Origin of the sequence: Pantoea sp. Mb-10, from assembly GCF_021272205.1 — a bacterium.
Taxonomy (GTDB): domain Bacteria; phylum Pseudomonadota; class Gammaproteobacteria; order Enterobacterales; family Enterobacteriaceae; genus Pantoea.
The window spans coordinates 473,486-499,470 of record NZ_JAJSDX010000004.1 but is presented as its reverse complement, the minus strand read 5'-3'; the positions used below and the strand labels follow the sequence as shown (position 1 = coordinate 499,470).

Annotated in this window: 20 protein-coding genes; 9 read left to right on the top strand and 11 right to left on the bottom strand. The window is 56.6% G+C overall.

Annotated elements, in window-relative coordinates:
* Window positions 1-6 precede the first annotated feature (6 nt).
* Both panC and panD read left to right on the top strand, forming a co-directional pair.
* Entirely contained in the window at window positions 7-861 is an 855-nt protein-coding gene (gene panC / locus LU196_RS11085; RefSeq protein WP_232759342.1) for a pantoate--beta-alanine ligase, read from the top strand.
* Window positions 862-901: 40 nt separating this feature from the next.
* On the top strand, window positions 902-1,282 hold the full coding sequence (gene panD, locus LU196_RS11080; RefSeq protein ID WP_232759341.1) for an aspartate 1-decarboxylase: 381 nt from the start codon (window positions 902-904) through the stop codon (window positions 1,280-1,282).
* A 53-nt stretch (window positions 1,283-1,335) separates the two neighbouring features.
* On the opposite strand, the gene LU196_RS11075 is transcribed toward panD, so the two are convergent.
* The 3 genes from LU196_RS11075 to hpt form a co-directional block, all read right to left on the bottom strand.
* Complete coding sequence (locus LU196_RS11075; RefSeq protein WP_232759340.1) at window positions 1,336-2,106, bottom strand: ABC transporter permease; 771 nt, start codon at window positions 2,104-2,106, stop codon at window positions 1,336-1,338.
* The gene (locus tag LU196_RS11070; RefSeq protein WP_232759339.1) at window positions 2,103-3,026 is read right to left on the bottom strand and encodes an ABC transporter ATP-binding protein; all 924 of its coding nucleotides are present in this window, start codon (window positions 3,024-3,026) and stop codon (window positions 2,103-2,105) included. Before LU196_RS11070 ends, LU196_RS11075 begins: the two co-directional genes overlap by 4 nt.
* Before the next feature lie 243 nt (window positions 3,027-3,269).
* Window positions 3,270-3,806, bottom strand: coding sequence for a hypoxanthine phosphoribosyltransferase (gene hpt / locus LU196_RS11065; RefSeq protein WP_232759338.1), 537 nt, complete (start codon window positions 3,804-3,806; stop codon window positions 3,270-3,272).
* 168 nt (window positions 3,807-3,974) lie between these two features.
* On the opposite strand from hpt, the gene LU196_RS11060 reads away from it, so the two are divergent.
* Window positions 3,975-5,261: a cystathionine gamma-synthase family protein gene (locus LU196_RS11060; protein WP_232759337.1), complete on the top strand. Its 1,287-nt coding sequence runs from the start codon at window positions 3,975-3,977 to the stop codon at window positions 5,259-5,261.
* A gap of 19 nt (window positions 5,262-5,280) precedes the next feature.
* Here the strand turns inward: LU196_RS11060 and cueO are convergent, their stop codons facing one another.
* Window positions 5,281-6,921, bottom strand: coding sequence for a multicopper oxidase CueO (gene cueO / locus LU196_RS11055; protein ID WP_232759336.1), 1,641 nt, complete (start codon window positions 6,919-6,921; stop codon window positions 5,281-5,283).
* 177 nt (window positions 6,922-7,098) lie between these two features.
* On the opposite strand from cueO, the gene LU196_RS11050 reads away from it, so the two are divergent.
* The 3 genes from LU196_RS11050 (at window position 7,099) to speD (ending at window position 9,229) form a co-directional block, all read left to right on the top strand.
* Complete coding sequence (locus LU196_RS11050; protein WP_232759335.1) at window positions 7,099-7,446, top strand: YacC family pilotin-like protein; 348 nt, start codon at window positions 7,099-7,101, stop codon at window positions 7,444-7,446.
* A gap of 104 nt (window positions 7,447-7,550) precedes the next feature.
* Window positions 7,551-8,432: a polyamine aminopropyltransferase gene (gene speE / locus LU196_RS11045; protein ID WP_232759334.1), complete on the top strand. Its 882-nt coding sequence runs from the start codon at window positions 7,551-7,553 to the stop codon at window positions 8,430-8,432.
* Window positions 8,420-9,229, top strand: coding sequence for an adenosylmethionine decarboxylase (speD, locus tag LU196_RS11040; RefSeq protein WP_232759333.1), 810 nt, complete (start codon window positions 8,420-8,422; stop codon window positions 9,227-9,229). Before speE ends, speD begins: the two co-directional genes overlap by 13 nt.
* Window positions 9,230-10,255: 1,026 nt before the next feature.
* On the opposite strand, the gene yacL is transcribed toward speD, so the two are convergent.
* The 6 genes from yacL to pdhR all read right to left on the bottom strand — a co-directional run bounded on the left by yacL (window position 10,256) and on the right by pdhR (window position 20,759).
* The gene (gene yacL, locus LU196_RS11035; protein ID WP_232759332.1) at window positions 10,256-10,618 is read right to left on the bottom strand and encodes a protein YacL; all 363 of its coding nucleotides are present in this window, start codon (window positions 10,616-10,618) and stop codon (window positions 10,256-10,258) included.
* 161 nt (window positions 10,619-10,779) lie between these two features.
* A complete protein-coding gene (gene acnB, locus LU196_RS11030) occupies window positions 10,780-13,377 on the bottom strand; it encodes a bifunctional aconitate hydratase 2/2-methylisocitrate dehydratase (RefSeq protein ID WP_232759331.1) in 2,598 nt (865 codons plus the stop codon).
* 322 nt (window positions 13,378-13,699) lie between these two features.
* Window positions 13,700-15,124, bottom strand: coding sequence for a dihydrolipoyl dehydrogenase (lpdA, locus tag LU196_RS11025; protein WP_232759330.1), 1,425 nt, complete (start codon window positions 15,122-15,124; stop codon window positions 13,700-13,702).
* A gap of 175 nt (window positions 15,125-15,299) precedes the next feature.
* Window positions 15,300-17,186: a pyruvate dehydrogenase complex dihydrolipoyllysine-residue acetyltransferase gene (aceF, locus tag LU196_RS11020; protein WP_232759329.1), complete on the bottom strand. Its 1,887-nt coding sequence runs from the start codon at window positions 17,184-17,186 to the stop codon at window positions 15,300-15,302.
* 14 nt (window positions 17,187-17,200) lie between these two features.
* Window positions 17,201-19,867 carry a pyruvate dehydrogenase (acetyl-transferring), homodimeric type gene (aceE, locus tag LU196_RS11015; RefSeq protein WP_232759328.1) on the bottom strand — a complete coding sequence of 889 codons (2,667 nt, stop codon included), beginning with the start codon at window positions 19,865-19,867 and terminating at the stop codon, window positions 17,201-17,203.
* A gap of 127 nt (window positions 19,868-19,994) precedes the next feature.
* A complete protein-coding gene (pdhR, locus tag LU196_RS11010) occupies window positions 19,995-20,759 on the bottom strand; it encodes a pyruvate dehydrogenase complex transcriptional repressor PdhR (protein WP_232759327.1) in 765 nt (254 codons plus the stop codon).
* Window positions 20,760-21,263: 504 nt separating this feature from the next.
* On the opposite strand from pdhR, the gene aroP reads away from it, so the two are divergent.
* The 3 genes from aroP (at window position 21,264) to LU196_RS10995 (ending at window position 25,135) form a co-directional block, all read left to right on the top strand.
* Window positions 21,264-22,619, top strand: coding sequence for an aromatic amino acid transporter AroP (gene aroP / locus LU196_RS11005; RefSeq protein ID WP_232759326.1), 1,356 nt, complete (start codon window positions 21,264-21,266; stop codon window positions 22,617-22,619).
* 159 nt (window positions 22,620-22,778) lie between these two features.
* A complete protein-coding gene (locus LU196_RS11000) occupies window positions 22,779-24,185 on the top strand; it encodes a glycoside-pentoside-hexuronide (GPH):cation symporter (protein ID WP_232759325.1) in 1,407 nt (468 codons plus the stop codon).
* A complete protein-coding gene (locus tag LU196_RS10995; protein ID WP_232759324.1) occupies window positions 24,182-25,135 on the top strand; it encodes a family 43 glycosylhydrolase in 954 nt (317 codons plus the stop codon). The genes LU196_RS11000 and LU196_RS10995 overlap by 4 nt, the downstream gene beginning before the upstream one ends.
* On the opposite strand, the gene ampE is transcribed toward LU196_RS10995, so the two are convergent.
* Window positions 25,117-25,971 (bottom strand): beta-lactamase regulator AmpE, encoded by an 855-nt coding sequence (ampE, locus tag LU196_RS10990; protein WP_232759323.1) that lies wholly within the window; start codon window positions 25,969-25,971, stop codon window positions 25,117-25,119. The two genes, LU196_RS10995 and ampE, sit on opposite strands and share 19 nt — an antisense overlap.
* Between the last annotated feature and the right edge of the window lie 14 nt (window positions 25,972-25,985).

Genomic DNA, 25,985 nt, shown 5'->3' with positions numbered 1-25,985 from the left:
GTTGCAGTGTTGATTATTGAATCACTGCCGATGCTGCGCCGTGAGATCCGACGCTGGCGGCAGGAAGGTAAACGTATTGCGCTGGTGCCGACCATGGGCAACCTGCACGATGGCCATCTTACCTTGGTGGATGAGGCACGCGAGCGCGCCGACATTGTGGTGGTCTCGATATTTGTGAACCCGATGCAATTCGAACGCGCCGACGATCTGGCGCGCTATCCGCGCACCCTGCAGGACGATTGCGAAAAGCTTAATCGTCACAGCGTGGACCTGGTGTTTGCGCCCGCCCCGGCGGAGATCTATCCGCAGGGGCTCGACAGCCAGACGTTTGTCGAGGTACCGGGCCTCTCGTCCCTGCTGGAAGGTGCCAGCCGACCCGGCCATTTTCGCGGGGTGGCCACCATTGTCAGCAAACTGTTCAATCTGGTGCAGCCCGATATCGCCTGCTTCGGCGAGAAAGATTTTCAGCAATTGGCAATTATTCGCAAGCTGGTGGCCGACATGGCCTTTGACATCCAGATTGTGGGCGTGCCGACCGTGCGCGCTAAAGATGGACTGGCATTGAGCTCGCGCAACGGCTATCTCACGGCCGAAGAGCGCCAAATTGCGCCGGGCTTGAGTCAGGTGATGAACAGCATGGCGGTGCGCTTGAGCAACGGCGAACGCCATATCGACGACATTATTGAACAGGCTGAAGCGCAGCTGCGTGAACGGGGCTTCCGCCCGGATGGCCTGGCGATCTGCGACGCCGACACGCTGCAACCGCTGACGGTGGACAGCCAGCGCGCCGTTATTTTGATGGCAGGCTGGCTGGGACATGCACGCCTGATCGATAATCAGCAAGTGGATTTGACGGAATAACACCGTTGTTTACTCGCAGCTTAATGAAGGTTAACCCGCTATGATTCGTACTGTTTTACAAGGCAAACTACACCGCGTGAAGGTGACGATGGCCGATCTGCACTATGAAGGTTCCTGCGCCATCGATCAGGATTTTCTCGACGCCGCCGGGATTCTGCAATATGAAGCCATCGACATCTATAACGTCACCAACGGCCAGCGCTTCTCCACTTACGCCATTGCGGCGGAGCGCGGCTCTAAAATCATCTCCGTGAACGGTGCCGCCGCTCGCTGCGCCTGCGCAGGCGATCTATTGATCATCTGCTCCTACGTGCAGGTTGAGGATGCTGTAGCGCGCAGCTGGCAGCCAAAAGTCGCCTACTTTGAGGGTGACAACGAGATGAAGCGCCTGGCCAAAGCGCTGCCGGTGCAGGTGGCCTGATCCGGCCGCGACAGACAGAAATAAAAAATGCAGCCGAGGCTGCATTTTTTGTATCAGGTGCGTAAGCCGCGCCCGCGCTGGATCAGCGCGTAAACCAGGATATAGAACACCACGATGAAGGCGATCAGCACCGACAGGGTAAACGCCAGCGGCACGTCATTAATGCCCAAAAAGCCGTAGCGGAAACCGCTGATCATATACACCACCGGATTCAGCTTCGACACCGCCTGCCAGAACGGCGGCAGCAGCGACAGCGAGTAGAACACGCCGCCGAGGTAGGTTAAGGGCGTCAACACAAACGTCGGAATCAGGCTGATATCGTCAAAAGTGCGTGCGAATACCGCATTCAGCAGGCCCGCCAGGGAGAACAGAATCGCCGTCAACAGTAAGGTCACGGCCACCATTGACCACGCATGAACGTGAAACGGCACGAAAAACAGCGAAATCGCCGTGACCAGCACGCCGACGCAGACGCCGCGTGCCACACCGCCGCCCACGTAACCGGCAATAATGATGTGCGTCGGCACCGGGGCCACCAGCAGCTCTTCAATGTTGCGCTGGAACTTGGCGCTGAAAAACGAGGACGCGACGTTGGCGTAGGCGTTAGTGATCACCGCCATCATAATCAGGCCCGGTACGATAAACTGCATGTAGCTGAAGCCATGCATGTCGCCAATACGCGATCCGATCAAGTTGCCGAAGATGATGAAATAGAGCGTCATGGTGATCACCGGCGGCACCAGCGTCTGGATCCAGATGCGGGCAAAGCGGTTGATCTCTTTTGCCCAAATACTCTTTAGGGCTACCCAATACAAACGGGTCATACTTTCGCTCCTTTTCCTTGGGTCAGGCCAACGAACAGCTCTTCCAGGCGGTTGGCTTTGTTACGCATACTCAGCACCTGCACGCCCTGCGCGCTCAACTGACTGAAGACGCTATTCAGGCCCTGCTCGCGCATCACTTCGACTTCCAGCGTGGAGGTATCAACCAGACGATACTGGAAGCCTTCCAGATGCGGCAGCGGACTGCGCGGGGCGAGATCGAGAATGAAGGTTTCCGATTTCAGCTTGGACAGCAGCCCTTTCATGGAGGTGTTTTCCACCAGCTCACCGCGCTGAATAATGCCGATATTACGGCACAGCATCTCGGCTTCTTCCAGATAGTGCGTGGTCAGAATAATGGTGGTGCCTTTGGCATTCAGCTCTTTCAGGAAGGCCCACATTGAACGGCGCAGCTCAATATCGACCCCTGCAGTAGGTTCGTCGAGAATCAGCAATTTCGGCTCGTGCATCAGCGCACGGGCAATCATCAAGCGGCGTTTCATCCCGCCCGACAGCATGCGCGCACGCTCGTTTCGCTTGCCCCATAAGTCGAGCTGATTGAGGTATTTTTCCGCGCGCGCATTGGCTTCGCGGCGCTCTACGCCGTAATAGCCCGCTTGATTGACCACAATCTGCATCACGGTTTCAAACGGATTAAAGTTGAATTCCTGCGGCACCAGGCCCAGCTGGCGCTTGGCGTTAACGACGTCTTTCTGCAGGTCATAGCCAAAGACGCGCACGCTGCCGCCGGATTTATTCACCAGCGAACTGATAATACCAATGGTGGTGGATTTACCGGCGCCGTTTGGCCCCAGCAGCGCGTAGAAATCACCTGCTTCCACGTTGAGATCCAGTCCTTTCAGCGCCTGTACGCCGCCGGGATAGGTCTTAGTCAGCCCGGAAAGTTCCAGTGCATTAGTCATTACGAATCCATATCCTGTTGTCGTGACATCATTGCCACATAGATGATAGTGCGCTTACGCCAGCTTTGCGGGGTTATTGAGCGATAACAGTTGTGAAATCAAAGGCGAAGCGCCGCGTCTGCGCCCTCAAGACGTTGACGCTACGCCACACGCCGAAAAGATGAACAGCGCCCGTGAGTCAATGACTTACGGGCTGCGCATCTTAACGTAAGCGAGCGGCGTTGGCCTTGGAAGATTGTGCGGTTATTCGCCAGTGGGGATCACTTTTCCGATGTACGGTAGATGGCGATAACGCTGCGCGTAGTCAATGCCGAAGCCCACCACAAACTCATCGGGAATGGTAAAGCCGACAAACTCCACCGGCACCTCAACTTCGCGGCGCTCTGGCTTATCCAACAGCGTACAAATTGCCAGGGAAGTGGGCGCACGCAGCTGCAGAATTTCGCGCACTTTGCTCAGCGTATTGCCAGAGTCAATGATGTCTTCAACGATCAGCACGTCTTTGCCGCGAATGTCTTCATCCAGGTCTTTTAAGATCTTCACATCACGCGTGGAAGACATTCCGCTGCCGTAGCTGGAGGCAGTAATAAAATCCACTTCGTGCGGCACGGTAATGGCGCGGCAGAGGTCGGCCATAAACATAAACGATCCGCGCAGCAGGCCGACCAGCACCAGCTCTTTGCCGCTGTCGCGGTAGTGTTCGCTAATCTGTGCGCCCAGTGCGGCCACACGGGTTGCGATCTCCTGCTCAGAGATCATCACGTCGACGGTGTGTTTCATTGCATTCGCCCGATTGAAGGTGTTCAGAAAGGGGCGAAGTTTACCATATTCAGTGCATCCTCTAACCCGGCGCACAGAACGCAAACGATACCGTGGCGAATTTTATTGCGCTGGTTTTTACTGGATGTCATCTCTCTGCCGCGATCGCGGCGACCTCAGGAGTCATCTATGGCTGATTCATCCAGTAAGAAAACGCACCTCGGCGCGCGCGAGCTGCATCCGGAAACCCAGATGCTTAATTACGGTTACGATCCTCGTCTGTCAGAAGGAGCGGTGAAACCGCCGGTGTTTCTGACCTCCACCTTCGTGTTCAACAGCGCGGAAGAGGGGCAGGATTTTTTCGATTTCGTCGCAGGACGCAAGCAGCCGCCGGAAGGTAAAAGTGGCGGACTGGTCTATTCACGGTTCAACCACCCCAACAGTGAAATTGTTGAGGATCGCCTCGCCATCTATGAAGGCGCAGAGCGGGCGGCGCTGTTTTCATCGGGCATGTCTGCTATCGCCACCACGCTGCTCACGTTCGCCCGTCCCGGCGAAGTGATTTTGCACTCGCAGCCGCTTTACGGCGGCACCGAGACGCTGTTAAGCAAGACGCTGCACGATTTGGAGATCAAATCGGTAGGGTTCAGCGACGGTACCGATGAAGACAAAGTTTACGAGGCGGCGAAGCTGGCCTGGCAGCGCGGGCGGGTGGCGATCATTCTGATCGAAACGCCGGCCAATCCCACGAACAGCCTGGTGGACATTCAGCTCATGCAGCAGGTGGCCGATGTTATCGCCCAGCAGCAGGGATCGCGCCCGATTCTCGCCTGCGACAATACCCTGCTCGGCCCGCTGTTCCAGCATCCGCTGCAGCACGGTGCTGACCTGTCGCTCTACTCGCTCACCAAATACGTGGGCGGCCACTCTGATCTGATCGCTGGCGCAGTAATGGGCAGCAAAGCGTTGATCGATAAGGTGCGTTCGCTGCGCAGCGCCATCGGCACCCAGCTCGATCCCCACTCCAGCTGGATGCTGGGGCGCTCGCTGGAGACACTCTCGCTGCGCATGGAAAAAGCCGCCAGTAACGCCGAGCAGGTCGCTGCGTTTCTGCGCGCGCATCCGCAGGTGGAGAAGCTGCACTGGCTGCCGTACCTGGATGCCGAGAGCGCGGCAGGTAAAACCTGGCAGCGGCAGTGCAGCGGCGCAGGGTCTACTTTCTCCTTCGATATTCAAGGCGGCCAGCCTGCCGCTTTCCGTTTTCTCAACGCGCTGGCGTTATTCAAATTGGCGGTCAGCCTGGGTGGCACGGAATCGCTGGCGAGTCACCCCGGCAGCACCACGCATTCAGGCGTTCCGCAGGAGGTGCGTGAGCGCATTGGCATTACCGAGGCTACAGTGCGCTTGTCGATCGGTATCGAAAATGCGCAGGATTTGATCGAGGATATTCGTCTGGCGCTGGACGCCGCGCGCTAAAAGCGCAGCGTCCGGCGCGTTAGGTCACGGTAAAGCCCAGCATCATGCCGGTGTCTTCGTGCTCAAGAAGATGACAATGCGCCATATAAGCGTTGTCGGCATTGGCCACGTAGTCAAACTGCACCAGCACCTCGCTGCGCCAGCCGTTCACGCTCACCATGTCCTTCCAGCCCGCGCGGTGTGGCGCGGGCGGTTTACCGTTCTCAGACAGGATGCGGAACTGCGCGCCGTGAATGTGGAACGGATGCAGCATGGCGTCACCCTCGCCGGAGATCGTCCATTTCTCCACGTTGCCGAGCCTGGCGTTAAACATCGGCTTGGTCATGTCAAAGGCCTGGCCATTGATCTTGTTGCCGTTGTGGAAATCATATTCTCCGGCGGGAGCCTGCGCGCCGTGATCCATGTCCATGCCGCCGTGACCCATCGCCATGCTGCCATGATCCCTTGCCATGCTGCCGTGCCCGGCGTGGGCGTTGCTATCCGCGTCAGGCTGTTTGGCGGCCGATGCGCCATGTCCCGCCATCTGGCCCATGGCGTTGTCGCCATATTGCTGCATTAATGCCTGCATGCCCAACCGGTCAAGCTCAGGATCCATCATGAGCTGCAGCCAGCGGGTTTGCGCCCCCTCAGCCGACGGCAGCGGCGGCAGCTCGGCCAGCTTATCCGGCAGCGAGCCACTGGCCATGATGCGCAGCGGCAGGATCTGCACCAGCGGCAGCGGACGATCAAACGGCGCGAGCGTCATACCCATTTGCGTCACCGGACGCGTGACCACATCAAACGCTTTGCCGTCGGAGGTATCAATCAGCACCTCGAAGCGCTCCCCCGGCAGCATCGGCAGGCTCTCTACGCTCACTGGCTCAGCCAGCAATCCGCCATCGCTGCCAATCACGTACAGCGCCCGCCCGTCGCTGGTGGCGATGTCCAGCGACCGCGCGTTACAGCCATTGAGCAGCCGCAGGCGCAGCCAGCCGCGCGGTACGGCATGCTGGGGATACTGTTCGCCGTTGGTGAGCATCATGTCGCCAAACCACCCCACCGCCGCGCGCATCACATCCAGCGCGTAGTCGATGCGCGTGCCGTCCGGCGTCAGCTGTTTATCCTGAAAAATCAGCGGCACGTCGTCTTCGCCCCACTGCATCGGCAAACGCAGTTGGCCATACGCCTGATCTTCCAGCAGCACCAGCCCCGCGAGTCCCTGCGCGACCTGATGACCGGTTTTACCGTGCAGATGCGGATGAAACCAGCAGGTAGCGGCGGGCTGATCGGGGGTAAAACGCACCTGCCTCGACGCGCCGGGCGCAATAATCGCCTGCGGACCGCCATCCACGTCACCGGGAATCGCCAGGCCATGCCAGTGCACCGTGGTCGCCTCGGGCAGCCGATTATGAATATTGACCGTCACCGCTTTTTCACGCTGCAAGCGCAGCGCAGGCCCCAGAAGATTGCCGTTATAGCCCCATGTCGGTACGGCATTGCCCTTCCATTGCGTGGTGCCGCGCATTGCGGTCAGCGTATATTCGCCGCGCGCATCCGGCGCCAGCAGCGTGGGGATCGGCAGCAGAGGCCGCGTCGCCGCCATGAGCTGACGGCTCCACAGCGGCAGGGCACCTGCGGCGCTGAGTGCCGCGGTCAGTTTGAGAAAATGGCGACGTTGCATAGGCATGTCCTTGTCGAAACCGGGCACACAGCGTAAACCCTTCCCCCGTGGGAGGGTCAAGTGTGGAAACCGCACGACGCGTGAAAAAAAAGGTTCGCCGCCCGTTTTGGCAAATTTAGCGGAAACCCCGCCGTAACTGTGCTAACGTCACTCAATTGTCCCTTATTGAGAATGATTATGACGAAAAGCATCAGGCTCCTGCTGTTGGCGGGACTCGTTAGCTTCTCCTCCACCAGTTTTGCCCTGAGCGAGTCCGAAGCAGAAGATCTGGCCGATCTCACCGCGGTGTTTGTCTATCTCAAAAACGATTGCGGCTATCAGGATTTACCTGACGCGCAAATCCGTAAAGCGCTGGTGTTTTTCGCTCAACAAAACCGTTGGGATTTGAGTAATTACAGCAACTACAATATGAAAGCACTCGGTGAAGAGAGCTATAAAGACCTGAGCGGTATTGCGGTGACAAACGACAAAAAATGTAAGTCGTTAGCCCGAGATTCGCTGAGCCTGCTCGCTTACGTAAAATAGCCCGCCCCTGCTCTGCTGCTGAGGATTTGACCGTGCAACCACGGTCATTATTCGCTATTCTTTTCGCCCATTTTTATGGTGTTGCGACAGCAGGAGAGCCCTTCATGGCCCAGAATGACATGTGGTATGAAACGCTTCATACCGGTTTTGGACAATACTTCACCGTCGATAAACTGCTTTATCGGGACAAAACGGCGCATCAGGATCTGGTGATCTTTGAAAACGCGGCCTTTGGTCGGGTCATGGCGCTGGACGGCGTCGTACAAACCACCGAACGCGATGAATTTATCTACCACGAAATGATGACTCATGTGCCGCTGCTGGCGCACGGTGAGGCGCGCCGCGTACTGATTATCGGCGGCGGCGACGGCGCCATGCTGCGTGAAGTGTCGCGTCACGCAGACGTTGAGCACATCACCATGGTGGAAATTGATGCTGGCGTTGTGGATTTCTGCAAAACCTACCTGCCGAATCATAGCGCTGGCGCCTATGACGATCCTCGCTTGAATCTGGTGATTGCTGATGGCGTCGATTTCGTTACCCAGACCGAAGAAACGTTTGACGTGATCATTTCAGACTGCACCGATCCCATTGGTCCGGGTGAAAGCCTGTTTACCTCCGCCTTTTACGCAGGCTGCAAAAAAGCGCTGAATCCAGGCGGCATTTTTGTGGCGCAGAACGGCGTCTGCTTCCTGCAGCAGGATGAAGCAGTGAATAGCCACCGCAAGCTTAGCCACTATTTTACCGACGTGAGCTTTTATCAGGCGGCGGTGCCCACATACTACGGCGGCATCATGACGTTTGCCTGGGCCAGTGATAACCCTGCCCTGCGCACGCTTGACACCGCCACGCTGCAACAGCGCTTTGCCGCCGCGAACCTGCCCTGTCGCTACTATACGCCCGCGATCCACTCTGGCAGTTTCGCCCTGCCGCGCTATCTGCTGGATGCCTTGTCAGATGAGGATGAAACAAATTGCAAAAGCTGAAATTACACGGCTTTAACAACCTGACCAAAAGCCTGAGTTTCTGTATTTACGACATTTGCTACGCCAACACCGAAGCCGAGCGCGACGGTTATATTGCCTATATTGATGAGCAGTATAATGCGACGCGTCTGACTGAGATTCTGACGGAAACCTGTTCTATTATTGGTGCCAACGTGCTGAATATTGCGCGTCAGGATTATGAGCCGCAGGGTGCCAGCGTCACGATTCTGGTGAGCGAAGAGCCGATTAACCCGAAGGACATTGATAATTCGGAGCATCCTGGCCCGCTGCCAAACTCTGTTGTGGCGCATCTCGATAAAAGCCATATCTGCGTGCACACCTATCCCGAGAGTCATCCCGAGGGCGGACTGTGCACCTTCCGCGCGGACATTGAAGTCTCAACCTGCGGCGTTATCTCTCCGCTGAAAGCGCTGAACTACCTGATCCATCAGCTGGAATCTGACATCGTTACCATCGATTATCGCGTGCGCGGTTTCACCCGTGATGTGAACGGCGTGAAGCATTTTATCGACCATGAGATCAATTCGATTCAGAATTTTATGTCGGAAGATATGAAGTCGATGTATGACATGGTCGATGTGAACGTGTATCAAGAAAATATTTTCCACACCAAGATGTTGCTGAAAGAGTTTGATTTGAAATATTACCTGTTTAACACGCGCCCCGATGATTTGGCGCCTGAGGAGCACAAGCGCATTACCGATTTGCTGTGGAAGGAGATGCGGGAGATTTATTACGGCAGGAATATTCCGGCCACGGGGTTGCGGATTTCGTGATAGGGCCGGGGCTTGTGCCGCAGGCCGGGGCGGGGCTTGTGCCGCAGGCAGCGGCTCGGTGCTTTTCCGCTGGCGCGGTGCTGGCGTTAGCACGGCGCAAATTTCGTTCGCCATGGCACTGGCAGGTGCCTTTGCCGCGGTGCGGCGACCGAGCAGAGGGCGCCAGGCCGTGCCCTCTGCACTCCCCGGCCCTGCGCCAGCCCCGCTCGCCGCTGCGCGGTGCCTTCACTCCCTCAGCCTTCCTGACGGACCGGCGTCGATTCGCTCCTGCTCAACGCCGCCTTTCGCCGCATCCATGCGGCTCATCCTGGAAGCCTTCAGTCGTTCAGCGAGTGGGGATGGCGCTACCAAACCTCGCTGTGGGTCTTTTATGTTTTTCGCAGCCGCCGCGTGGCGGTAAGACTTTTAAGGTGCGTTCAGGCTGTGCTGCTTTAAGCAAACCTCTATTTCGCGTTTTTTATCTTTAGACGCCAGTGCGTGTCTGAAAGGTTTTTAAGTAACGTCCCGCCCGTGCAGTTTTAAACAGAACTTTTTTTACTTTCTTTTTCAGCCCGTTGTCATCTATGCAGAACTGCTTACAGACAACCAGACAACCAGACAACACCAGACCAAAACAAGAAAAGATCCCCACAGGCGGCGGTGTTGAGCGCCATCCGGAGCGCCGAACGGAGCGTGACGGCCAGGACGAAGCGGCAGGGATGCCGCTGAGAGCGCGGAATGAGCCAGGGATGGCGAATCCGCGCGGTCCGTGAGGCTGGCGCGGCGGAGTGAGGGAACAGCGGAGGCTGGCGCAGGGCGCGGATTGCAAAGGGCCGCGCCCATCGGCCCTTTGCCCGTACGCCGCAGCGGGGCGGATGAAACTGCCGTGCGGTTAGCGGGCGGAACCCGCTCAGGGTCAGGCCAGCGCAGCGGCCAACGCGCGAGCCCGCGCAACTCAAAACCGCCAGTTGAGCGGGCCGGCCCCCGCTCACCACTCATCGGCTTTGCGGACCGGACTCCCGCAGCGCCCGGCCATCGCCATGGCCGCTATTTCCCTGCCAGAAACGCCCGATATGCTGCCATCACCGCCAGGAAATCTTCCACACCGCAGAAAGAGAGACTCTCTTCATCGTAGTAAGTCATCCCCTCTTCCAGCCCCTCATCCTCCAGCGCCAGCTGATTGGCACGAATCATCACCTCTTCCTCGTCCAGCCACAGCGTATATTCGTGCCCTACGCGCTGCCACTGCTGATGCGTGCCCTTAACCTGTTTGATGGCGGCCTCAACCTCATCCAGCAGCGTCAGATTCTCTCTTACCTCTTCGTTGAACCAGTGCCCGACGGCTTCGTGGTCCATCGACATACGCACTCTGACCTGACCGGTCAGGTCACGCAAAAATTCATATTCCATGGGGGCCTCATGCTGGCGGCTCGCCAATATTGCGAGCATTTTGTGCGCAGCGTGTTGAATAAAATGGGATCGGGGTCGCATTATGCCCGCTCACCCCAACGGAAAAAAGGCATAAAAAAAGGGACGGTTCGCATCGTCCCTTTTGGCGTTACGCGTACGGCTTAAACCGCAGTCTGGAAGATCACGCTGTCGGCTTTCTCAGTGTATTGACCCAGCTGGTCAAAGTTGAGGTAGCGATAGGTGTCATCGGCGGTTTTATCTACCTGCACCATAAACTGCTGATACTCTTCCGGCGTCGGCAGTTTACCCAGCAGGGACGCGACCGCAGCCAGCTCCGCAGAGGCCAGGAACACGTTCGCACCGGTGCCCAGACGGTTCGGGAAGTTACGCGTCGAGGTGGAAACCACCGTCGCGCCATCCTGCACGCGTGCCTGGTTACCCATGCACAGTGAACAACCTGGGATCTCGATACGCGCGCCGCTCTTACCAAACACGCTGTAGTAGCCCTCTTCGGTCAGCTGCGCCGCATCCATCTTGGTTGGCGGTGCCACCCACAGACGCGTTGGCAGCTGGCCTTTGTGCGCATCCAGCAGTTTACCTGCCGCACGGAAGTGACCGATATTGGTCATGCACGAGCCAATGAACACTTCGTCAATCTTCTCGCCCTGCACGTCAGACAGCCAGCGCGCATCGTCCGGATCGTTCGGCGCGCACAGAATCGGCTCTTTGATGTCGGCGAGGTCGATTTCGATGACCGCCGCGTATTCGGCATCGGCATCGGCTTCCAGCAGCTGCGGATCGGCCAGCCATTTTTCCATACCCTGGATACGGCGCTCCAGCGTGCGGCGATCGCCGTAGCCTTCGGAGATCATCCACTTCAGCAGTACGATGTTCGAGTTGAGGTACTCGATAATCGGCTCTTTATCCAGCTTGATGGTACAACCTGCCGCTGAGCGCTCGGCAGACGCATCGGTCAGTTCAAACGCCTGCTCAACCTTCAGCTTCGGCAAGCCTTCAATTTCCAGTACGCGACCCGAGAAGATGTTCTTTTTGCCTTTCTTCTCAACGGTCAGCAAACCTTGTTTGATGGCGTAAAGCGGGATTGCATGCACCAGGTCACGCAGCGTGATACCCGGCTGCATTTCCCCTTTGAAACGTACCAGCACTGACTCAGGCATATCCAGCGGCATCACGCCAGTTGCAGCAGCAAACGCCACCAGACCAGAACCCGCCGGGAAAGAGATGCCGATCGGGAAGCGGGTGTGGGAGTCACCGCCAGTGCCGACGGTATCCGGCAGCAGCATGCGGTTCAGCCAGCTGTGAATTACGCCGTCGCCCGGACGCAGCGATACACCGCCGCGGTTCATGATGAAGTCAGGCAGCGTATGGTGCGTGGTCACGTCAACCGGCTTCGGATAAGCCGCCGTGTGGCAGAATGACTGCATCACCAGATCCGACGAGAAGCCCAGGCACGCCAGGTCTTTCAGTTCGTCGCGGGTCATTGGGCCAGTGGTATCCTGCGAGCCGACAGAGGTCATTTTCGGTTCGCAGTAAGCACCTGGGCGTACGCCGTCAACGCCACAGGCGCGGCCTACCATTTTCTGCGCCAGAGAGTAACCGCGCGTGCTGGTCGCAACGTCTTTCGCCTGAGCAAAAACGTCGCTGTGCGGCAGCCCCAGCGACTCACGTGCTTTCGTGGTCAAACCGCGGCCGATAATCAGCGGAATACGGCCGCCGGCGCGCACTTCATCCAGCAGTACGTCGGTTTTCAGTGCGAAGGTTGCCAACAGTTCGTTGGTCTCGTGATTGCGCACTTCGCCTTTGTACGGGTACACGTCGATCACGTCACCCATGTTCAGGCGCTCAACGTCCAGTTCGATTGGCAGGGCGCCCGCATCTTCCATGGTGTTGAAGAAAATCGGCGCGATTTTACCGCCGAGGCACAGTCCGCCACCTTTTTTGTTCGGCACATACGGAATGTCTTCGCCCATAAACCACAGCACCGAGTTGGTGGCAGATTTACGTGAAGAACCGGTACCGACAACGTCGCCCACGTAGGTCAACGGGAAGCCTTTTTCCAGCAGCGCGTTAATCTGCTTGATCGGGCCAATGTTGCCGGGCTCGTCAGGCTCGATCCCTTCGCGTGGGTTTTTCAGCATCGCCAACGCGTGCAGTGGAATATCAGGACGCGACCAGGCATCCGGTGCCGGAGAGAGATCGTCGGTGTTGGTTTCGCCGGTCACTTTGAACACGGTCGTGGTGATCTTTTCAGCCAGTTTTGGACGCTTAAGGAACCATTCAGCATCGGCCCACGACTGGAGAATCTGTTTCGCGTGCGGGTTGCCCGCTTTCGCTTTTTCTTCAACGTCGTAGAAGTTATCGAACATCAGCAGCGTGTGCGACAGGGCCTTGGCGGCAATCGGCGCCAGCGCCTCGTCGTCGAGTGCTTCAATCAGCGCGTGGATGTTATAACCGCCCTGCATGGTGCCGAGCAGCTCAACGGCTTTTTCACGAGTGACCAGAGGAGAGTGCGCTTCGCCTTTCGCGATAGCAGCCAGGAATCCGGCTTTAACATACGCCGCTTCATCAACACCCGGCGGGACACGGTTGACCAACAGATCGGTCAGGAATTCTTCTTCACCCGCTGGCGGGTTTTTCAGCAGTTCAACCAGCGCGGCCATTTGGGATGCATCTAAAGGTTTAGGCACAATTCCCTGGGCAGCACGCTCGGCAACGTGCTTACGGTATTCTTCTAGCACGACGTTCTCCTCGCTCTCATTGTAAAGCTTTCCGGTGCACCTGTGATGCTGTCAGACAGTAGGGTGAGGTGCCCGGTTCTGCGTCGGCCAGCATAGCAGGATTTCAACTCTTTGTTAATCTGTTTACAAAAAAGCAACATTAACAGTGAAGGCAGCATAATTGTCTGCGACTAATGGTATTTCCACGAAAGGGGAAGAATCGGCCATAACTGTTTGCATAGCCTTACCACGGATAGGTTAACTTTTGGTTATGTTATCAATCGCTAAAACGGCAAAAAAAACGGCTCCCTGGGGAGCCGTGATGGGTGCGGATGCAACCCGATTATTTCTTTTTCGCTTTGGGATTTGGCAGGTCGGTAATGCTACCTTCAAACACTTCTGCTGCCAGGCCAACGGATTCGTGCAGCGTGGGGTGCGCGTGAATGGTCAGCGCGATGTCTTCTGCATCGCAGCCCATTTCGATCGCCAGACCGATCTCACCCAGCAGCTCGCCGCCGTTGGTGCCGACCACGGCGCCACCGATCACGCGGTGGGTCTCTTTGTCGAAGATCAGTTTGGTCATGCCATCCGCGCAATCGGAAGCGATAGCACGGCCAGACGCGGCCCATGGGAAGGTCGACACTTCGTAGCTGATGCCTTTCTCTTTGGCTTCTTTCTCTGTCAGGCCTACCCAGGCAACTTCTGGCTCGGTATACGCGATGGAAGGAATCACTTTCGGATCGAAGTAGTGCTTCATGCCTGCGATAACTTCGGCCGCCACGTGGCCTTCGTGCACGCCTTTATGCGCCAGCATCGGCTGGCCGACGATATCGCCGATCGCATAGATATGTGGCACGTTGGTACGCATCTGCTTGTCGACGCGGATAAAGCCACGATCGTCAACTTCCACGCCCGCTTTGCCGGCGTCCAGACCTTTACCGTTAGGTACGCGACCAATCGCCACCAGCACGGCGTCATAGCGCTGCGCTTCAGCTGGCGCTTTTTTACCTTCCATTGACACATAGATACCGTCATCTTTCGCGTCAACCGCGGTGACTTTGGTTTCCAGCATCAGGTTGAATTTCTTGCTGATACGCTTGGTGAACACTTTCACCACGTCTTTGTCAGCCGCGGGGATAACCTGGTCGAACATCTCAACCACGTCAATTTTTGAACCCAGCGCATGGTAAACGGTGGCCATTTCCAGACCGATAATGCCGCCGCCCATCACCAGCAGACGCTCAGGCACTTCTTTCAATTCCAGCGCGTCGGTGGAATCCCACACGCGTGGATCGCTGTGCGGAATGAACGGCAGTTCGATAGGACGTGAACCTGCAGCGATGATCGCATTGTCGAAGTTGATGGTGGTCGCACCGCCTTCACCTTCCACCACCAGCGTATTGGCACCGGTAAATTTACCGAGGCCGTTTACCACGGTGACTTTACGGCCTTTCGCCATACCAGCCAGGCCGCCAGTGAGCTGATTGATGACTTTTTCTTTCCAGGTACGGACTTTATTGATGTCCGTTTGCGGCTGGCCAAACACGATACCGTGCTCTTCCAGTGCTTTCGCTTCTTCAATCACTTTCGCTACGTGCAGCAGCGCTTTTGACGGGATACAACCTACGTTCAGACACACGCCGCCGAGGGTGCTGTAGCGCTCTACCAGCACAGTTTCCAGACCTAAATCAGCGCAACGGAAGGCTGCAGAGTAACCTGCAGGACCTGCCCCAAGTACCACGACTTGAGTTTTAATCTCTGTACTCATCATGACCTCTTGTTAGATTGCCGGCGGGCAAAAGCGAGCCTGTCCCAGACTCTTGATGCCCTATTCTCCACCGGGACATTTCACCGCGAGAGTTTACAGAATTGTTAAAAAACTGCAAACGGCAGTAAAACTGAAAACTTACAACAAGGCCGGCATATGCCGGCCTTGATTAATGTCACATCACCAGACGGCGAATGTCTGACAGCATATTGTTAATGATGGTGATGAAGCGCGCACCATCTGCCCCGTCGATCACGCGGTGGTCGAAGGAGAGCGAGATCGGCATCATCAGGCGCGGAGTGAACTCTTTTCCGTTCCACACCGGCTCCATCGCAGACTTGGACACCCCAAGAATCGCCACTTCTGGCGCGTTCACGATAGGCGCAAAGTGCGTGGTTCCCAAACCACCCAGGCTAGAGATGGTGAAGCAGCCGCCCTGCATATCGCTGGCGGTCAGCTTGCCATCACGTGCCTTCTTCGAGGTCGCCATCAGCTCACGCGACAGCTCGGTGATGCCCTTCTTGTTCACGTCTTTGAACACCGGAACCACCAGGCCGTTTGGCGTATCTACCGCCACGCCGATGTTGATGTATTTTTTCAGCGTTAGCTTCTGGCCATCTTCCGACAGCGAGCTGTTAAAGCGCGGCATCTGCTCCAGCGCCGCGGCTACCGCTTTCATGATGAACACCACCGGGGTGAACTTCACATCAAGCTTGCGCTTTTCCGCTTCGGCATTCTGCTGTTTGCGGAACGCTTCGAGGTCAGTGATATCGGTTTTATCAAAGTGCGTAACGTGCGGGATCATCACCCAGTTGCGGCTCAGGTTCGCGCCTGAGATCTTCTGGATGCGGCCCAGCTCCACTTCTTCGATTTCACCAAACTTGCTGAAGTCCACTTTTGGCCATGGCAGCATGCCCGGCAGACCGCCACCGCTGGCGGCTGCGGGTGCGGCTTCCGCACGCTTCACCGCGTCTTTCACATAAGCCTGCACGTCTTCTTTCAGGATGCGGCCTTTGCGTCCGGTGCCTTTGACTTTCGCCAGGTTGACGCCGAACTCGCGTGCCAGACGGCGGATCACAGGGGTAGCGTGAACGTAGGCGTCATTCTCAGCGAATTCACCTTTGCTCTCGGCTTTCGCCGCAGGCGCAGGGGCGGCTTTTGCCGGCGCGGCAGCAGGCGCTGCATCCTGCTTGGCAGGCGCTGGCGCGGCGGCCGGTGCGGCACCTTCAACCTCAAACACCATGATCAGTTTGCCAGTGGTGACTTTGTCGCCGGTAGCCACTTTCAGCTCTTTGACCGTACCCGCGAACGGCGCGGGGACTTCCATTGACGCTTTGTCGCCTTCAACCACAATCAGTGACTGCTCAGCAGCGACTTTATCGCCCACTTTCACCAACACCTCGGTGACTTCCACTTCGTCGCCGCCGATATCTGGCACGTTAACGTCTTTGGCCCCCGCGGCGGCTGCCGGAGCAGACGCAGCCTGCTCTTTGACTTCCGGTTTCGCGGCAGCTTCAGGCGCGGCGCCTTCGGCTTCAAAAATCATGATCAGCGAGCCGGTGTTCACTTTGTCACCGGTGGCGATCTTGATCTCTTTGACTTTACCGGCAAACGGCGCAGGCACTTCCATGGAGGCTTTGTCGCCTTCAACGGTGATCAGTGACTGCTCAGCAGCCACGGTATCGCCTACTTTTACCAGAATCTCGGTCACTTCGACTTCGTCACCGCCGATATCCGGCACGTTTACCTCTTTGCTCTCTGCCGCCGCAGAGGCCGCCGGGGCGGCGTCCGCTTTTTTCTCTTCGGCTGCAGGCGCAGGCGCATCAGCGCCTTCAGCCTCAAAGATCATGATCGGCGAACCGGTATTCACTTTGTCGCCGACGGCGATTTTAATCTCTTTCACCACGCCGGCCTGCGGCGAGGGCACTTCCATGGACGCTTTGTCGCCTTCCACGGAGATCAGCGACTGTTCAGCTTCAACCTTGTCGCCAACCTTCACCAGAATTTCGGTGACTTCAACTTCGTCGGACCCGATATCCGGAACGTTGATTTCGATAGCCATTACTCTCTTACCTCTTAAGCCAGACGCGGGTTAACTTTATCGGCATCGATATTGAATTTCGCGATGGCGTCCGCCACGACCTTCTTCTCGATTTCGCCGCGTTTAGCCAGTTCGCCCAGCGCAGCAACCACCACGTAAGATGCGTCCACTTCAAAGTGGTGACGCAGATTCTCGCGGCTGTCGGAACGGCCAAAACCATCGGTACCCAGCACGCGATAATCGCTTGATGGCACATAGCTGCGAACCTGCTCAGCGAACAGCTTCATGTAGTCCGTGGAGGCCACTGCTGGTGCGTCGTTCATGACCTGCGCGATGTAAGGCACGCGCGGCGTTTCGGTTGGATGCAGCATGTTCCAGCGCTCACAGTCCTGACCATCGCGCGCCAGCTCGGTGAACGAGGTTACGCTGTAAACGTCAGAGCCGATGCCGTAGTCATTCGCAAGGATCTGCGCGGCTTCACGTACGTGACGCAGAATAGAACCTGAACCCAACAGCTGCACTTTGCCCTTGCTGCCTGCTACCGTTTCCAGCTTGTAGATACCCTTACGGATACCCTCTTCCGCGCCTTCTGGCATGGCTGGCATGTGGTAGTTTTCGTTCAGCGTGGTGATGTAGTAGTAGATGTTCTCTTGCGCTTCACCGTACATACGCACCAGGCCGTCATGCATGATGACTGCCACTTCATAGGCGTAAGACGGATCGTAGGAGATGCAGTTAGGGATGGTCAGCGACTGAATATGGCTGTGACCATCTTCGTGCTGCAGACCTTCGCCGTTGAGCGTGGTACGGCCGGACGTCCCGCCTACCAGGAAGCCACGCGCCTGCTGATCGCCTGCCAGCCACATCAGATCGCCGATACGCTGGAAACCGAACATCGAGTAGTAGATGTAGAACGGAATCATCGGCAAGTTGTTAGTGCTGTAAGAGGTCGCCGCCGCCAGCCAGGATGAACCCGCGCCCAGCTCGTTGATCCCTTCCTGCAGGATCTGCCCTTTCTCATCTTCTTTATAGTAAGCAACCTGCTCACGGTCCTGTGGGGTATATTGCTGACCGTTCGGGCTGTAAATACCAATTTGACGGAACAGACCTTCCATACCAAAGGTACGCGCTTCGTCCGCGAGGATAGGGACTAAGCGATCTTTGATCGACTTGTTTTTGAGCATCACGTTCAATGCACGGACAAAGGCGATGGTGGTTGAGATCTCTTTGCTCTGCTCTTCCAGCAGCGGACGGAACTCTTCCAGCGCAGGCATTTCCAACTTCTCGGTGAACTCAGCCTGGCGGGTCGGCAGATAGCCACCCAGCTTCTCACGCTGGCCGTGCAGATAGTTGTACTCTTCTGAGCCTTTTTCAAAGGTCACATACGGCAGTTTTTCGATCTGATCGTCAGCCACAGGCACATTGAAGCGATCGCGGATGTAGCGAACGCCATCCATGTTCATCTTCTTAACCTGATGGGCGATGTTTTTGCCTTCCGCCGTGTCGCCCATACCGTAGCCTTTAATGGTATGTGCAAGGATCAGCGTCGGCTGGCCTGTGGTGTCCTGCGCTTTTTTCAGCGCGGCAAAGATTTTCTTCGGATCGTGGCCGCCACGGTTCAGCGCAAAGATCTCTTCGTCTGACCAGTCTTTCACCAGCGCCGCAGTTTCCGGATATTTGCCGAAGAAGTGCTCACGCACGTAGGCACCGTCGCGTGATTTAAAGGTCTGATAGTCGCCATCGACCGTTTCATTCATCAGCTGGATCAGCTTGCCGCTGGTGTCCTGCTTCAGCAGCTCATCCCAACGACCGCCCCAGATCACTTTGATCACGTTCCAGCCTGCACCCGCAAAGATGCCTTCCAGTTCGTTGATGATCTTGCCGTTACCGGTGACCGGGCCGTCCAGACGCTGCAGGTTACAGTTGATGATGAACACCAGGTTATCCAACTTCTCGCGGGTGGCGATGGTGATCGCACCTTTGGATTCTGGCTCGTCCATTTCGCCGTCACCGAGGAAGGCGTAAACGGTCTGTTTCGAGGTGTCTTTCAGACCACGGTGTTCCAGATATTTCAGGAACTTCGCCTGATAAATAGCGTTCAGCGGGCCAAGACCCATAGACACGGTAGGGAACTGCCAGAAGTCCGGCATCAGTTTCGGGTGTGGATAAGATGACAGGCCGTTGCCGTGCACTTCCTGACGGAAGTTGTTCATCTGCTCTTCGGTCAGGCGTCCTTCAAGGAAGGCGCGCGCATAAATGCCCGGAGAAATATGTCCCTGGAAATAAACCAGATCGCCGCCGTCTTTGTCGCTACGCGCGCGGAAGAAGTGGTTGAAACACACTTCGTAGATCGTGGCAGAAGACTGGAAAGAAGAGAGGTGACCACCCAGCTCCAGATCTTTCTTCGATGCACGCAGAACCGACATGATGGCGTTCCAGCGAATTGCGGAACGGATACGACGTTCAAGAGAGGTGTTGCCCGGATACGCCGGCTCATCTTCAACAGCGATGGTGTTGATGTAGTTGCTGATAGCAGATGCGCCACCGGCCACTTTCACGCCACCTTTACGCGCGGTGTTCAATACCTGATCAAGCAGATACTGTGCGCGCTCAACACCTTCTTCACGGATGACCGATTCGATCGCCTGTAGCCAGTCACGAGTTTCGATCGGATCCACGTCATTCTGTAAACGTTCTGACATGGGGTGTGTTCCTTATCTGTGTCTAATACGTTGAATTTTCAGGAGCCTGTCTGCTTGTGCTGTGCTTCTGGTTCACAGCACAAGAAGACAGGCCCGTCGTTTTATTTCGCACGTTCGTTGCCGTGCGTTAATCCTTGCGTTGCTGTAAACGACGCAGGGAGCGTTCACGACGACTCTGCTCCCGACTTCTGTCCAGCAAGATTTCCTCAATGAACGCCAGGTGACGATGGGAGGCCTCGCGTGCTTGTTCTGGCTCACGAGCCACAATCGCCTCGAAGATTCTGGCGCGGTGACCGCTCACTTTCGCCAGCATTTCACGGCGAGCGTAGAGCAATTCGAAATTCTGCCGGACGTTTTGTTCCAGCATAGGGCCCATGGAACGCAGCAAATGCAAAAGCACCACATTATGGGCCGCTTCTGTGACAGCGATCTGATACTTCATTACCGCATCCGCTTCGGCATCCAGATCGCCGCTGTCCTGCGCCTGTTGGATATTCACGTGGCAATCGCGTATGCGCGCCAGGTCTTCGTCCGTGCCGCGCAGCGCGGCATAGTAGGCCGCAACGCCTTCCAGCGCATGGCGGGTTTCCAACAGGTCAAACTGTGATTCGGGATGTTCAGCCAGCAGACCGATCAGCGGGTCGCTCAGGCTTTGCCACAGATTGGTTTGGACATAGGTGCCACCGCCCTGACGGCGCAGCAGCAGGCCTTTAGCTTCCAGGCTCTGAATGGCTTCGCGCAAAGATGGACGTGAGACATCAAACTGTTTCGCCAGTTCGCGCTCGGGGAGGAGTTTTTCACCCGGCTGGAGCGTCCCTTCCATAATGAGGGACTCCAGCTGCTGCTCGATGGCATCGGAGAGCTTGGGTTGGCGTATTTTACTGTAAGCCATCTTCCCTTCTTATGAGCCGAACGTCCGGAGTAAATTGGTAATACCAATTGAAAAATGGTGCCCGTAAAGTAACAAAGTATTCACCTTGTGTCTATATGGCGAACACCGTGCGCCTGCGTGTCAGCCCTGTTATCGCCTGCTAACTCACCGGGTTTAAGGCAAAAGCCTCGCAAATGCTGAATTGTTAACAGATTTCACTTTTACCAAACCTTACACTGAGCCGCTCGTTCTGCGGGCCTATCTATAAGGCAACCCTATTCGTGTTGTTACAGAATTCGTGGCAGAAATACGGTGAGGCCAGACCGGCAGATGCTGTTTTTCCAGGCAACGCCCAGCACGAAAGGCAAAAGCAGGTGCAATGCGGCGCGCTTATCACTATTCTGGTCGCCGGGGTAGCCTCGACACGCACACAACCGGCGAGACACCGTAAAGAAATTTATACATTTGGAAAAGCCTTACAGTGCGCGCACTGCAGGCGCACAATAACAACATCATGAGGTTTGTATGGAACAACAGCATGGCGATACGCTGCATCGCGGCTTAAAAAATCGTCATATTCAGCTGATTGCGCTGGGCGGGGCTGTGGGTACCGGCCTGTTTCTGGGCAGCGCATCGGTGATTAAATCTGCCGGGCCTGGCGTTATTCTCGGTTACGCTATCGCCGGATTTATTGCCTTTCTCATTATGCGTCAGCTCGGCGAGATGGTGGTTGAAGAGCCGGTCGCCGGCAGCTTTAGTCACTTCGCTTACAAATACTGGGGTAACTTCGCCGGTTTCGCCTCTGGCTGGAACTATTGGGTGCTCTACGTGCTGGTCGCCATGGCCGAATTGAGCGCCGTGGGTAAGTATATTCAATTCTGGTGGCCTGGTTTTCCTACGTGGGCTACCGCTGCGATCTTTTTCGTGGCCATCAACGCCATTAACCTGACCAACGTTAAAGTGTTTGGTGAAATGGAGTTTTGGTTTGCCATCATTAAAGTAGTGGCGGTAATCGCCATGATTCTGTTTGGCGGTTGGCTCCTGTTCAGCGGCAACGCCGGCCCGCAGGCCAGCGTCAGCAACCTGTGGAACCAGGGCGGTTTTCTGCCTAACGGCATGAGCGGGCTGGTCATGATGATGGCCATTATCATGTTCTCGTTTGGCGGCCTGGAGCTGGTGGGCATCACCGCTGCTGAAGCGGATAATCCGCAGGAAAGTATCCCTAAAGCCACCAATCAAGTGCTGTGGCGCATCCTGATTTTCTATATTGGCTCGCTGGCAGTCTTGCTTTCCCTGCTGCCCTGGACCCGCGTCACCGCCGACACCAGCCCGTTTGTCCTGATTTTCCATGAGCTGGGCGACTCGCTGGTGGCCAATGCTCTTAACGTGGTGATCCTGACGGCGGCGCTGTCGGTGTATAACAGCTGCGTTTACTGCAACAGCCGCATGCTTTTCGGCCTCGCACAGCAGGGCAATGCACCAAAAGCGTTGTTGAAAGTGGACCGCCGTGGCGTACCGGTTGCGACCATTTTGGTTTCCGCACTGGCAACGGCGCTCTGCGTGCTGATTAACTACCTGATGCCGGGTGAAGCCTTTGGTCTGCTGATGTCGCTGGTGGTCTCCGCGCTGGTGATTAACTGGGCGATGATCAGCCTTGCCCATATGAAATTCCGCAAGAAGAAAGATCAGCAGGGCGTAACAACGCGCTTCCGCGCCGTTCTCTATCCCGTCGGCAACTGGATCTGCCTGGTATTTATGGCTGCAGTGCTGGTCATCATGGCGATCACGCCAGGCATGGCCATTTCTGTATGGCTGATTCCGGTCTGGCTGGTGGTGCTGGCGATAGGCTACGCCATCAAAAACAAAGTCCAAAAACCCTAATGTATTTCGGCCCGGCACATTGCTGCCGGGCCGCTCGACCGATCTGCCTCACACTTCTTTGCCGCCGCGCGTTTTGTCCATCTACCTGACCGAATCCTTACCAGCAGCCTGCTGATTTTGGGCAGATAATTTTTGCTCCACCGGTCGCAGGAGACGACAATGAAAGGAGCAGCCCTCTCGTTCAGAGAAAAACTTGGCTACGGCATGGGCGATGCCGGATGCAACATGATCGGCGGCGCCATCATGTTATTCCTTAACTATTTTTATACTGATGTGTTTGGCCTTGCGCCCGCGCTGGTCGGCACGCTGCTGCTGTCGGTGCGCGTGCTGGATGCAGTCACCGACCCCATCATGGGCGCCATTGCCGACCGCACGCAGAGCCGCTGGGGCCGTTTTCGCCCGTGGCTGCTGTGGATCTCCGTGCCCTATGTCCTGTTTAGCGTACTGATGTTTACGACGCCGGACTGGTCATATGAATACAAAGTTGTCTGGGCGTTTGTCACCTACTTCCTGATGTCATTGACCTATACCGCCATCAATATTCCCTACTGCTCGCTAGGCGGCGTGATCACCAACGATCCCGGCGAACGCGTCTCTTGCCAATCCTACCGCTTTGTTATGGTCGGCGTGGCCACCCTGATTCTCTCCCTTTCACTGCTGCCTATGGCCGAATGGTTTGGCGGCGGTAACAAAGCGCGCGGCTATCAGCTGGCCATGAGCGTGCTGGCGCTGATAGGTCTGGGGATGTTTCTCTTTTGCTTTGCCACGGTGCGCGAGCGCATTCGCCCTGCCGTACCCAGTCATGATGATTTGAAGAAAGATTTGCGCGATGTGTGGAAAAACGACCAATGGGTGCGCATTTTGCTGCTGACGTTCTGTAATGTGTGCCCCGGCTTTATTCGCATGGCTGCCACAATGTATTACGTGACGTGGGTGATGGGCCAGTCCACGCATTTCGCCACGCTGTTTATCAGCCTGGGCGTGATCGGCATGATGCTGGGCAGTACGCTGGCAAAATACCTTACCGACCGCTGGTGCAAACTGAAAATCTTTTTCTGGACCAACATCGCACTGGCGTTGTTTTCCTGCGGCTTCTACTGGATTGATCCGCACGCTACCGTGGCCGTGGTCGTCGCCTACTTCTTGCTGAATATTCTGCACCAGATTCCGTCGCCGTTGCACTGGTCGCTGATGGCGGACGTGGATGATTATGGCGAATGGAAAACCGGCAAGCGCATCACCGGCATGAGCTTCTCGGGCAACCTGTTTTTCCTGAAAGTTGGGCTGGCAGTGGCGGGGGCGATGGTGGGCTTTTTATTGTCCATTTACGGCTACGACGCGGGCGCCAAACAGCAAGCCCCTAACGCTATCAACGGAATTATGCTGCTGTTTACCGTCATCCCCGGTGTTGGCTATCTGATCACCGCGGGCGTGGTGCGCCTGCTAAAAGTCGATCGCACCCTGATGCGCACCATTCAAGACGATCTGGCTCTTCGCCGCGCCAACTTCCATGACCTCAATCTGCCTGTAACGACGGCGACCTCGCAACCTGGAGAGATAAAATGAGCTGGCCAAATCCCTTTATTACCCAGCGTGCCGATCCCTTTATTTTGCGGCATGACGCCGGCTACTACTTTGTTGCTTCGGTACCCGAGTACGATCGGCTGGAGATCCGTTACGCAGAGACGCTTAACGGCTTAGTGAATGCCACGCCGGTCACCGTCTGGCATAAGCCCGATACCGGACCTTACAGCGCGTTGATTTGGGCGCCGGAGCTGCACCGTATTAACGGACAATGGGTGATTTACTTCGCTGCGGCGCCGACGCGTGAGATCAAAGACGGGCTTTTCCAGCATCGTATGTACGCGCTGGTGTGTGACGATGCCGATCCCCTGACCGGCCATTGGCAACCGTGCCGTCGGGTTTATACGCCCATCGACAGCTTCTCACTGGATGCCACCCATTTCGTTCACCAGGGCAAAAACTGGTATCTGTGGGCGCAGAAAGATCCCAATATCCCCGGCAACTCCAATTTGTACTTGGCTGAGCTGCTCAATCCGTGGACGCTAAAAAGCCCCCCGGTCATGCTCAGTCGGCCGGAGTATCAGTGGGAGTGTGCAGGGTTCAGCGTCAATGAAGGGCCGGCGGCGATTCGCCACGGTGACCGCTTGTTTATCACCTACTCCGCCAGCGCCACCGATGAAAACTACTGTCTTGGCCTGTTAAGCATTGATGCAAGGGCTAATCCGCTGGACAGCCTCGCCTGGCACAAATCGGCGCGGCCGGTCTTTACCACCAGTTGGACAAACCAGCAGTATGGCCCGGGGCACAACAGTTTTACGGTCGATGAGGAGGGGCGTGATGTGCTGGTTTACCACGCCCGTAATTACACGGAAATCGAGGGCGATCCCCTCTGGGATCCCAATCGCCACACGCGATTAAAGTACGTTGCCTGGCGCGAGGACGGTATGCCGGATTTCGGCGTACCGCCTGCCGATCACACCAGCGCGCCGTAGATCGTCAACAGCGCCACCACGACCACCAATACCCATGATGTGCGCTTTGCCAACGCCACGGCCACCCGTGGCGTTTCAACTTTATCGAGGTGGGGATCGCGCGCCAGGGAAAACTGCGCCAGGCTGGTCAGCACCTGATAGGGCGAGCGGTGCAGATCGCTCAAGGAGGCGAACCACGCGGGTAAAGCGCGCTCACCGTGTCCCAGCAGCGCATAGGCCACGCCGGCCAGCCGCGCGGGGATCCAGTCCAGCACGTGCAATATGCGATCGACGCCCGACTGCGCGCGCGCGAGCGCACCTTGATATTTTGCCAGCCAGCTTTGCCAGGCACGCAGGAAGGCATAGCCCACCAGCAGCACCGGCCCATAGGGTCCCCCCACCACGAACCAGAACAGCGGCGCGAGGTAGTAACGGAAATTAATCCAGATTAGCGCGTTTTGCAGTTCGCGCAGGAACTCGCGCTCGCTGCAGGCCACCGGCACCCCGTGAATCAGCGTCAGTTCAGCGGCCATCGCCTGATGCGCAGCTTCATCATCGTGGCTTGCGGCTTTGAGATAGCGGTGATAGTGAATACGCACCGATCCCGCGCCAATGCACAGCAACCCCACGAGAATCCAGAACAGGAGCTGCGCGACACCAAACAGAATCCCCTTCAGGCTGACCACCATGAGCCAGACGATCAGCATGGCGGTCACCGTCATGAGCACCGTGCGAGTCAGTGAAAAACGCGATATTTTGCGAAACAACGGCGCCAGGCGATGATCGAATTGCCAGTGTTCGCCAAGTTTAAAAAGACGCTCCCAACCTAACACTAATAACAAGCTAAACAATGTCATACCTGCTCCTGCGG